This window comes from Bradyrhizobium sp. NAS96.2 (assembly GCF_001908235.1).
Taxonomy (GTDB): domain Bacteria; phylum Pseudomonadota; class Alphaproteobacteria; order Rhizobiales; family Xanthobacteraceae; genus Bradyrhizobium.
Window position 1 is genome coordinate 70,633 of record NZ_LGHK01000037.1, and the last position, 9,691, is coordinate 80,323.

The window sequence follows — 9,691 nt, forward strand, 5'->3', positions numbered from 1 at the left end:
ACATTTCGGTGGTTACGAACACCCCGTCGTGCTTCCGCAAGTATCGCACTTCATACACGTGCCATTCCGCACCAGCGTGAAGTTGCCGCACTCCGAGCACATCTCGCCTTCGTAGCCCTTGGCTTTCGCCTCCGCACGGCGCTCGGCCTTGCTGGGTGCGACGGCTGCGGCGGTGCCGGGCTTGCTCCACTGTTGCAGGGCCTCGAGCTTCTCGGTGGGCGAGAGGTCGTGGCTGACTTCCTGCTTCAGGGCGACCGCGCCTTCGACGGTGTCGGAGGCGCCGCGGGCGGTTGCGCCGTGGGAGGCGAGTGCGGTGACGCGGCTGCCGCCGGCGGGGGCGTTGTCGGCGTTGCCGGTGACTGCGGTCGAGCCGCCGCGCATGACGACGAGGTTGTCGGTGCGCGACCGGGTCAGGCCCTTCGACAGGTATTTTGTCGCCTGGTGCTGGGCGGGGGCCTCATCCGGCTCCTTGCCTTCCTCGACGCCCTTGCCGAGCGCGTCGAAGCCACTTTCGTTCGGATCGACATGGGCGAGGTCGAAGCGCGCCATGTAGCTCACCGCGAGCTCGCGGAAGACATAGTCGAGGATCGAGGTCGCGTACTTGATCGAGTCGTTGCCCTGCACCGGACCCGCGGGCTCGAAGCGGGTGAAGGTGAAGGCGTCGACATACTCTTCCAGCGGCACGCCGTATTGCAGACCCAGGGATACTGCGATCGCAAAATTGTTGATGAAGGAGCGCAGCGCCGCGCCTTCCTTGTGCATGTCGATGAAGATCTCGCCGAGCCTTCCGTCGTCATATTCGCCGGTGCGCAAGTACACCTTGTGGCCGCCGACAACCGCCTTCTGGGTGTAACCCTTGCGGCGATCCGGCATCTTCTCGCGCTCGCGCATCACGACGATGCGCTCGACCAGCTTCTCGACGATCTTCTCCGAGACCTGGGCGGCACGCGCGGCCATCGGCTTCTCGTAGAGCGCCTCCACCGCATCGTCCTCGTCCTCATCGTCGGAGATGAGCTGCGAGTTGAGCGGCTGCGACAGCTTTGAGCCGTCGCGGTAGAGAGCGTTGGCCTTCAGCGCCAGCTTCCACGACAGCAGGTAGGCGGACTTGCAGTCCTCCACCGTGGCGTCGTTCGGCATGTTGATGGTCTTGGAGATCGCGCCGGAGATGAACGGCTGCGAGGCCGCCATCATCCGGATGTGGCTCTCGACCGAGAGATAGCGCTTGCCGATCTTGCCGCAGGGGTTGGCGCAGTCGAACACGGGATAGTGCTCGGCCTTCAAATGCGGGGCGCCCTCGACGGTCATCGCGCCGCAGATGTGGACGTTGGCGGCCTCGATCTCACGCTTGGTGAAGCCGACGGCCTGGAGCAGGTCGAAGCCGGGGGCTGCGATCGCTTCCGCGCCGATGCCGAGCTGGTCGCGGATGAAGTCTTCGCCGAAGGTCCACTTGTTGAAGGCGAACTTGATGTCGAACGCGGTCGGCAGCGCCTTTTCCACCTTGGCGATGGCTTCGTCGGTGAAGCCTTTTGCCTTCAGCGTCGAGGCGTTGATGCCCGGCGCATTCGACAGCGAGCCGTGGCCGACGGCGTAGGCCTCGATCTCTGCGATCTCGCTCTCGCGATAGCCGAGCGCGCGCAGCGCTGACGGCACCGCCTGGTTGATGATCTTGAAGTAGCCGCCGCCGGCGAGCTTCTTGAACTTCACCAGCGCGAAGTCGGGCTCGATGCCGGTGGTGTCGCAATCCATCACGAGGCCGATGGTGCCGGTCGGCGCCACGACCGTGGTCTGGGCGTTGCGGTAGCCGTTCACTTCGCCGAGCGCCAGCGCGTCGTCCCACGCCAGCTTGGCGTGCGCGACGATGTCGGCCTGCGGGCAGGAGGCGTGATCGAGCGGCACCGGGTTGACCGAGAGCGCTTCATAGCCAGTCGCGTTGCCGTGGGCGGCGCGGCGGTGGTTGCGGATCACGCGCAGCATGTGCGCGGCGTTCTTCTTGTAGCCGGGGAAGGTGCCGAGCTCGGCCGCCATCTCCGCCGAAGTCTTGTAGGAGATGCCGGTCATCACGGCGGTCAGCGCGCCGCACAGCGCACGGCCTTCCTTGCTGTCATAAGGCAGGCCCATGGTCATCAGCAGGCCGCCGATATTTGCAAAACCGAGGCCGAGCGTGCGGAACTCGTAGGACAGCTCGGCGATCGCCTTCGACGGGAACTGGGCCATCATCACGGAGATTTCGAGCACGATGGTCCAGAGCCGGCAGAGATGCTCGTAGGATTCGATGTCGAACCGCTTGGTGGTGGTGCTGTAGAACGTCAGCAAATTGGCCGAGGCGAGGTTGCACGCCGTGTCGTCCAGGAACATGTATTCCGAGCACGGATTGGAGGCGCGGATGTCGCCGGACGCCTTGCAGGTGTGCCAGTCGTTCATCGTGGTGTTGAAGTGCAGGCCGGGATCGGCGGAGGCCCAGGCGGCGTAGCCGATCTTCTCCCAGAGGTCGCGGGCCTTGAGAGTCTTGGTCACCTTCTTCGTGGTGCGGCCGACCAGATTCCAGTCACCGTCGGTCTCGACCGCGCGGAGGAAGTCATCCTTCAGCGACACCGAGTTGTTGGAGTTCTGGCCGGAGACGGTCAGGTACGCCTCCGAATCCCAGTCGGTGTCGTAGGTGTCGAACGAAATCTCCTTATAGCCTTGCTTGGCAAACTGGATGACCCGCTTGATGTAGTTGTCGGGCACCAGCGCGCGGCGCGCGAGCTTGATCTCGCGACGCAGGGCAGGGTTCTTCTCGGGATCGAAGCAGTCGTCGCCAGAACCCTCGCAGTTGACGCAGGCCTTCATCACGGCCTTGAGGTGCTTCTGGTTGATCTTGGAGCCGGTAACGAGCGCGGCGACCTTCTGCTCCTCCTTCACCTTCCAGTCGATATAGGTCTCGATATCGGGGTGATCGGCATCGACCACGACCATCTTGGCGGCGCGGCGGGTGGTGCCGCCCGACTTGATCGCGCCCGCGGCACGGTCGCCGATCTTGAGGAAGCTCATCAGGCCGCTTGAGCGGCCGCCGCCGGACAGCTTTTCGCCTTCGCCGCGCAGGCTCGAGAAGTTGGAGCCGGTGCCGGATCCATACTTGAACAGGCGCGCCTCGCGCACCCAGAGATCCATGATGCCGCCCTCGTTGACGAGGTCGTCGCCGACGCCCTGGATGAAGCAGGCATGCGGCTGCGGATGCTCATAGGCCGACTTCGACTTGGTCAGCTTGCCGGTCTTCCAGTCGACGTAATAGTGGCCCTGGCCGGGACCATCGACGCCGTAGGCCCAGTGCAGGCCGGTGTTGAACCACTGCGGCGAGTTCGGCGCGACCATCTGCTTCGCCAGTTGGAAACGCAGCTCATCGAAGAAGGCGAGGGCATCTTCTTCCGTGGAGAAGTAGCCGCCCTTCCAGCCCCAATAGGTCCAGCAGCCGGCGAGGCGATCGAACACCTGTTTTGCGCTGGTCTCACCGACGATGCGCTCGTTCTCGGGCAGCGACGCCAAGGCCTCGGTGTCCGGCACCGAACGCCACAGCCAGGACGGCACGGTCTCTTCCTCGACCTTCTTCAGGCGCGCGGCGACGCCGGCTTTGCGGAAATACTTCTGCGCCAGCACGTCGGAGGCGACCTGCGACCAGAACTCCGGAACCTCGACGTTCTCGGCGCGGAACACGACCGAGCCGTCCGGATTGCGGATCTCTGAGGTGGTCAGGCGGAAATTGATCCCGGCGTAGGGGGATTGTCCGCTGGTGGTGTTGCGTCGTTCGATTCGCATGGTCGAGCCCCGTCACTTCTTCTGCCCGGTCCCACGTTTCCCCGCAGGTTGCCGGAATGTTATCTGTTCGCGGACTTCGGAACACGCGTGGGCACGCCTCCCGTCATCCGCAGCTCAGCCGGTGGATCCGGCCTGTTCTCTCGTCCGCTCGGCGCCGGTTTGGCCCGGCCCTGCGGCGGCACGTTCCCTGGGGGGTGCCCGACTGGTCGGGTCCTCCGGTCATGCATTCAACGCCCCAAAACGCTTCACGCGACACGTCACGCGTACGCTTCTTTGCGGGCCGGTTACGGCCTCTGTTTCCGGGTCCTTCTCGGCCCGTTTGTCGATCCCGACGGCGGCCCAAAATCAGGGCAGACAAGCCCTTCACCCGCGGCCCGAAGGCCTGGCGGAGTGGTCATTTTGGAACCCTTGTGGGAGCGACCGGCGGGGACCCAAACACACTCGCGCCGAACAGGTTGAAAGCTAGGCCATGTCCGTCACGCCCGTCAAGGACTAGTACGAGTTTCTGAATCAAACACTAAATATGGTGGAAGGAGGGGGATAACAGGGGGCGGTGCCGCGCCTGTGATCGAGCCAACTATCGGTGAGTCCTCGGGGATTCCCAAGCCAAAAAAATTCCTAGCGCCTGTGGATTGGAGTTTCGCCCCGCTGTTCACAGGCGAAGTTTTTATTCGCCGTCCCGGATTGAATTTTTGGGACTCACGTAGGCCTACGGGCAAACTACGGATCAGGCATGTCAGAGGCGTGATGGTGGGGCGACAAAATCGCGGGCAAGCTGCGGCCGACTCACATCCTTTTCATACCCATTTCGTCCCCTTGCCGGGTTCCATGACAGATAAGAAGCCTCATGCGCGGCCGCGCCTTGCGCCCGCCGGCCTGATGTTCCTCGCCATCACCTCGGTGGGCTGGGGGTTCAACTGGCCGTCCACAAAATTCCTGCTCAGCGAGCTGCCGCCGCTGACCCTGCGCGGCACCACCGGGGTGATCGGCGCGGTGCTGCTGGCCGTGCTGGCGCTGATCCGTTCCCAGAGCCTGCATGTCGAGGCGAAGCTGTGGCCGCGCCTCGTGCTGTATGCGGCGCTCAACGTCACCGGCTGGATGGTGCTGATGGGGCTGGCGCTGCTCTGGCTGCCGGCGAGCGAGACCGCGCTGATCGCCTACACCATGCCGGTGTGGGCCTCGCTCTTGGCCTGGCCGGTGCTCGGCGAGCGGCCGACGCTGCTGCGGACGATCGCGCTTGTGATGGCGTTCGCGGGGCTCGCCGCGATCATGGGCGGCAACGGGGTTTCCGCGAGCGAGGAGAAACTGCCGGGAATCATCATGGCGCTCGGCGGCGCCTTCGGCTTTGCGCTCGGCACGGTGCTGGCGAAGAAATATCCGCTGGTGATGCCGCCGATCCCGGCCGCGGCCTGGCAGATCGGTCTCGGCTGCGTGCCGATCGCGATCGTCGGTTTCCTGATCGAGACCACGCATATCGACCGCATCACGACGGTGGGCTGGTGGCTCCTGGTTTATTCGACGCTGATCCAGTTCTGCGTCGCCTATGTCGCATGGTTTGCTGCGCTGGCGCGGTTGCCGGCCTCGGTGGCGGCGATCGGGACCATGGCGGTGCCGGTCATCGGCGTAATCGCCTCCGCGGTCGCGCTGCACGAGCCGCTCGGGCCGATCCAGATCACGGCGCTGCTGTTCACGCTCGCCGGCGTCGCGCTGGCGACGCGGTAGGTGCATCTCGCTCCGAATTATGCGGTGGTTAGCGCCAGGATGATTCTAACCCCGTCATCCGGCGCTAGCGGACCATGGCGCTAGCGGACCATCGAGATAAGAGTCACATCACTCGCCGAGCGCCTGCTGCAGCATGCTGGCGAGCTGGGCCTTGCGGTAGGGCTTTGCCAAGAGCAGCACGCCTTGATCGAGGCGGCCATGATGCACGATCGCGTTCTCGGTATAGCCCGAGGTGTAGAGCACCTTGATGCCGGGCCGCCGTTTTCTCACTTCGTCGGCAAGCTGGCGGCCGTTCATGCCGCCCGGCATGATGACGTCGGTGAACAACAGGTCGAACTTCTCGCCCTTGTCGACCAGCGCCAGCGCGGCGCGGGCATCGGGCACGGCGATGGTCTTGTAGCCGAGACTGCCGAGCTGCGTGACGACGTAGTTGCGCACCAGCTGGTCGTCTTCCACCACCAGGATGACTTCGCTGCCGCGCCGCGGCGGCTCCGGCGCGGGCGCTTCGACCTCGACCTGGCCGCGGGCAGGGGGCAGATAAAGCTTGATCGTGGTGCCGTGGCCTTCCTCGCTGTAGATCTTGATGTGGCCGCCGGACTGCTTGACGAAGCCGTACACCATGCTCATGCCGAGACCGGAGCCCTTGCCGACCTCCTTGGTGGTGAAGAACGGCTCGAACACCTTGTCCTGCACGGCGTGCGACATGCCGGTGCCGGTGTCGCTGACCGCGAGCAGCACGTAGCGGCCCGGCGTGATGTCGGGATTAACAGCCGCATAGGCATCGTCGAGCACGATGTTGCTGGTCTCGAACAACAGCTTGCCGCCGTTCGGCATCGCGTCGCGGGCGTTGATCGCCATGTTGAGCAGCGAGTTGGCAAGCTGCGACGGATCGATATGGACGCTGGCGACATCCGATGCCAGCACCGAACTGATCTCGATCTGTTCGCCGAGCGTCGGCCGCAGCAGTTTTGCGATATCGACCACGGTGCCGTTGATGTCGACGGTGCGCGGCTCCAGCGGCTGGCGGCGGGCGAAGGCGAGCAGATGCTGGATCAGCTCGCGGCATCGCTCGGCGGCGCGGTCGATCAGCTCGGCGGTCTGCGCAAGCTTCGGCTGGCTGCGCAGGCTGTCGACCAGCGTCTCGGTGGTGCCGGTGATGACCGTCAGCATGTTGTTGAAGTCGTGCGCGACGCCGCCGGTCAGCTTGCCGATGGCGTCGAGCTTCTGCGCCTGTTGCAGCTTGTGCTCGGTTTCGCGCGAGGCGGTGATGTCGTGATAGATCAGCGCCGCGCCGGTGACGGCGTCGTCGCCGTCACGCAGCGGCCGGCCCGACACCACGAGGTGCATCGCGGCGGTGCCCCGGATCGGCTTGGCGATGAATTCCAGACCGTCGAATTCCTCGCCGCGCAGCGCCCTGGCCGAGGGCATGTCGTCGGCCTGCATCGGTGTGACGCCGTCGGACTGGAACACGTTGCTCATGGCGCGCAGCTGCCGGACCGTCATGCCCGGCTTGTAGCGCAGCACCTTCTCGGCGGCCGGGTTCGACAGCAGCACGATGCCTTCGGTGTCGATCACAAGCACCGCTTCCGCCATGCTGCGGAAGGTGGTCTCCATGACCGAGGTCGAACGGCGCAGCCCTTCGAGCGCGGCGCCGAGATCCTTGGTGCGCTCGGCCACCTTGCCCTCGAGCGACAGATTGGTCGCCTTGGTCGCGCTGAGCGCGCCTTGCAGTTCGCGGCTGGCGCGCCGGGCCGTCACCGTCAGCGCGACCGCGAGCAGCAGGATCATCGCGACGCCCGCGAGGTCGATGGCCAGCAGCAGCCGCCCATTGGTCTTGGATTGGTCGGTGCGAATCCCGAGCAGGCGGCGCTCTTCGGTGACCAGGCGATCGAGCGCGGTCCCGACCTTGTCCATCAGCGAACGGCTCTCGTCGGCGGAGATCAGCGCCGCGGCGCCGGCCGTGTCGCCCGCCGTGCGCAACCTGATCAGCTCGGCGCCGAGCGCGATGGCGCGATCGACCTGTCCCCTGGTACCCGCGATCAGCCGCGCTTCCTCGGGCGCCGACTTCACCGCGTTCGTCAGCTCGTCGAAGGCGGCGGTGAGGGCGACGCTCTGCTCGCGGAACTCGTCGGCGAAGGATGTATCGCCCGTCAGCGCGAAGCCGCGCGCCGCGCTCTCGACGCCCCGCGGCAGCGGACGCGCATCGGAAATGCATTTCAGGATTCGGAGCGTGCGATCGACCGAATCAATCTCGCTGCGCGACTTGACGTCGAGCCCGATCGACGCCGCGCTGATGACGAGGAGGATCGCAAGGCCACTGCCGAGGATGAGACGCTGGGAAGCCATCGACGATTAGTACGAGCAATTATTTCGAAAGACGAGCGGAAGGAGCAGACTTCGCAAGACATTCGTTAACGGCGGCAACCAGCGCCTGCGGGGTAAACGGCTTGCGCAGGCAGGCGGACGCCCCGAGCTCGATCGTCATCCGCAGGAAGTCCGGCGCGCGGTCGGCATTGGCGAAGGCATAGCCCGACATCGCGATGACCGGAATCTCGGGGGCGCGCTCGTGGAACATGCGGATCGCCTCGAAACCGCGCATATGCGGCATGAAGACGTCGACCAGCATGACATCGAACGTGGCCTGGTCCAGCGCGCGCATACCCGCTTCGCCGCCGTCCGCGACGGTGACGTCGAAGCCCTGGCGCTGCAAACACACCTCGATGGCAACGCACACCATCGGGTCGTCATCGACCACGAGAACGCTCGGCACGATGCATCCTCTTGCTGCGGCCTCGCGTGCCTCGCTTGGCCCGTCCGTCAATTAAGGCGGAACCTGGATGGAAAGTCTGTATCATAGAATGCATATGCTGTTTGCTGACAAGCAGATTTCCAGCTAGCCCTGATACCATCACTTGTATTTGTCCGCCCACATTACGACAGGTCCATGACCGCAGTTCCCGTCGCCGGCCGCGCGCCGCTGTCACCGCTCGGCCTCGGATTCCTGGTCGTCGCCTCGATCGGCTGGGGCCTCAATTTCCCGATCATGAAATTCCTCCTCACGGAGTGGCCGCCGTTGTCGTCGCGCGGGCTCTGCGGCGTGGTCGGCGCGCTCGGGCTCGCTCTGGTGGCGCTCGCGCGGGGGCAGACGCTGCGCGTCCCTGATGGCATGGGGTTGCGGCTTGCCCTGGTATCAACGCTGTCGATCGGCGGCTGGGTCGCCTCGATGGGCCTGGCGCTGATCTGGCTGCGCGCCAGCGAAGCGGCCGTGCTCGGCATATCGATCCCGGTGTGGGTCGCGCTGGTGGCCTGGCCGGTGCTTGGCGAGCACGTGTCGCTGCCGCGTGCGCTCGCGCTTGCGGTCGCGCTCGCCGGGATCGCCGCGCTGATCGGCGGCGGCGGGATCGACGCCAGCCTCGGCAAGTTGCCGGGCATTCTGTTCGCGCTTGCAGGCGCGCTTTGCGTCGGGCTCGGCACGGTGCTGACCAAATTTTTCAAGCTTGCAATGCCGCCGCTGTCGCTCGCGGCCTGGCAGCTTGCGATCGGCTGCGTGCCGATCGCGATCGCCGGCGTCCTGATCGAGCAGCCGCAGCTCGCCGCGCTGTCGCAGTTCGGCTGGGCGTCGATGATCTACATGACGCTGATCCAGTTCTGTCTTTGCTATGTCTGCTGGTTCGCGGCGCTCGAGCGGCTGCCGGCGGCGACCGCGTCGATCGGCACGCTGTTGGTGCCCGTGGTCGGCGTGCTGGCCGCAGCGGCCATGCTGCGCGAGCCGCTCAGCGCGAGCGACATCGCGGCGCTGGTTGTGACATTCGCAGCCGTCGCGGTGGCGTTGCGGACATGAAAAAGGGCGGCGTTGCCGCCGCCCTTCGCCAATTTAGCAATTTCAGGCCGTGATTACGGGCAGGGGTGCCGCAGGCCGTCAAAGCCGAGATAGGTGCCCGAGGCCGGATCGTAGGACCGGTAGCGCTGCGCGCAGTAGCTCGCGTCGCCGCCCGGCGCGGCCTCCACGGCGACAGGCGCGCTGTCGTCGTAATAGCCGTAGCTGTCGTCATAGTACCCGTATCCGGGGCCATAGCCGTAATAGGCGCCCGAAGCGAGGGCTCCGCCGACGACTGCACCGGCAACCGCGCCCGGCCAGAAGCCGCCGCCACGGTGATAGCCGCCGTGCCAGCCTCCG

Annotated in this window: 6 protein-coding genes; 2 read left to right on the top strand and 4 right to left on the bottom strand. The window is 65.5% G+C overall.

The annotated features are described in order from the left end of the window. Nucleotides 1-12: 12 nt before the first annotated feature. Nucleotides 13-3,792: a vitamin B12-dependent ribonucleotide reductase gene (locus AC628_RS10280; RefSeq protein WP_074126721.1), complete on the bottom strand. Its 3,780-nt coding sequence runs from the start codon at nt 3,790-3,792 to the stop codon at nt 13-15. An 828-nt stretch (nt 3,793-4,620) separates the two neighbouring features. On the opposite strand from AC628_RS10280, the gene AC628_RS10285 reads away from it, so the two are divergent. Then, nucleotides 4,621-5,514, top strand: coding sequence for a DMT family transporter (locus AC628_RS10285; RefSeq protein WP_074126722.1), 894 nt, complete (start codon nt 4,621-4,623; stop codon nt 5,512-5,514). Between the two features lie 108 nt (nt 5,515-5,622). On the opposite strand, the gene AC628_RS10290 is transcribed toward AC628_RS10285, so the two are convergent. Next, nucleotides 5,623-7,860 carry a CHASE3 domain-containing protein gene (locus AC628_RS10290; protein ID WP_074126723.1) on the bottom strand — a complete coding sequence of 746 codons (2,238 nt, stop codon included), beginning with the start codon at nt 7,858-7,860 and terminating at the stop codon, nt 5,623-5,625. A gap of 19 nt (nt 7,861-7,879) precedes the next feature. Next, nucleotides 7,880-8,284, bottom strand: a complete 405-nt coding sequence (locus tag AC628_RS10295; protein WP_074126724.1) for a response regulator — start codon at nt 8,282-8,284, stop codon at nt 7,880-7,882. Between the two features lie 174 nt (nt 8,285-8,458). Here AC628_RS10295 and AC628_RS10300 point away from each other — a divergent pair, with 174 nt between their 5' ends. Continuing rightward, nucleotides 8,459-9,355: a DMT family transporter gene (locus AC628_RS10300; RefSeq protein WP_074126725.1), complete on the top strand. Its 897-nt coding sequence runs from the start codon at nt 8,459-8,461 to the stop codon at nt 9,353-9,355. A 53-nt stretch (nt 9,356-9,408) separates the two neighbouring features. On the opposite strand, the gene AC628_RS10305 is transcribed toward AC628_RS10300, so the two are convergent. Next, the coding region (locus tag AC628_RS10305; RefSeq protein WP_143201529.1) for a BA14K family protein at nt 9,409-9,691 on the bottom strand (283 nt) is incomplete at its 5' end.

What these genes read in the sequence shown, in the direction of transcription:
- AC628_RS10280 (WP_074126721.1), bottom strand. Translation starts at nt 3,792, where the DNA reads ATGCGAATCGAACGACGCAACACCACCAGCGGACAATCCCCCTACGCC.
- AC628_RS10285 (WP_074126722.1), top strand. Translation starts at nt 4,621, where the DNA reads ATGACAGATAAGAAGCCTCATGCGCGGCCGCGCCTTGCGCCCGCCGGC.
- AC628_RS10290 (WP_074126723.1), bottom strand. Translation starts at nt 7,860, where the DNA reads ATGGCTTCCCAGCGTCTCATCCTCGGCAGTGGCCTTGCGATCCTCCTC.
- AC628_RS10300 (WP_074126725.1), top strand. Translation starts at nt 8,459, where the DNA reads ATGACCGCAGTTCCCGTCGCCGGCCGCGCGCCGCTGTCACCGCTCGGC.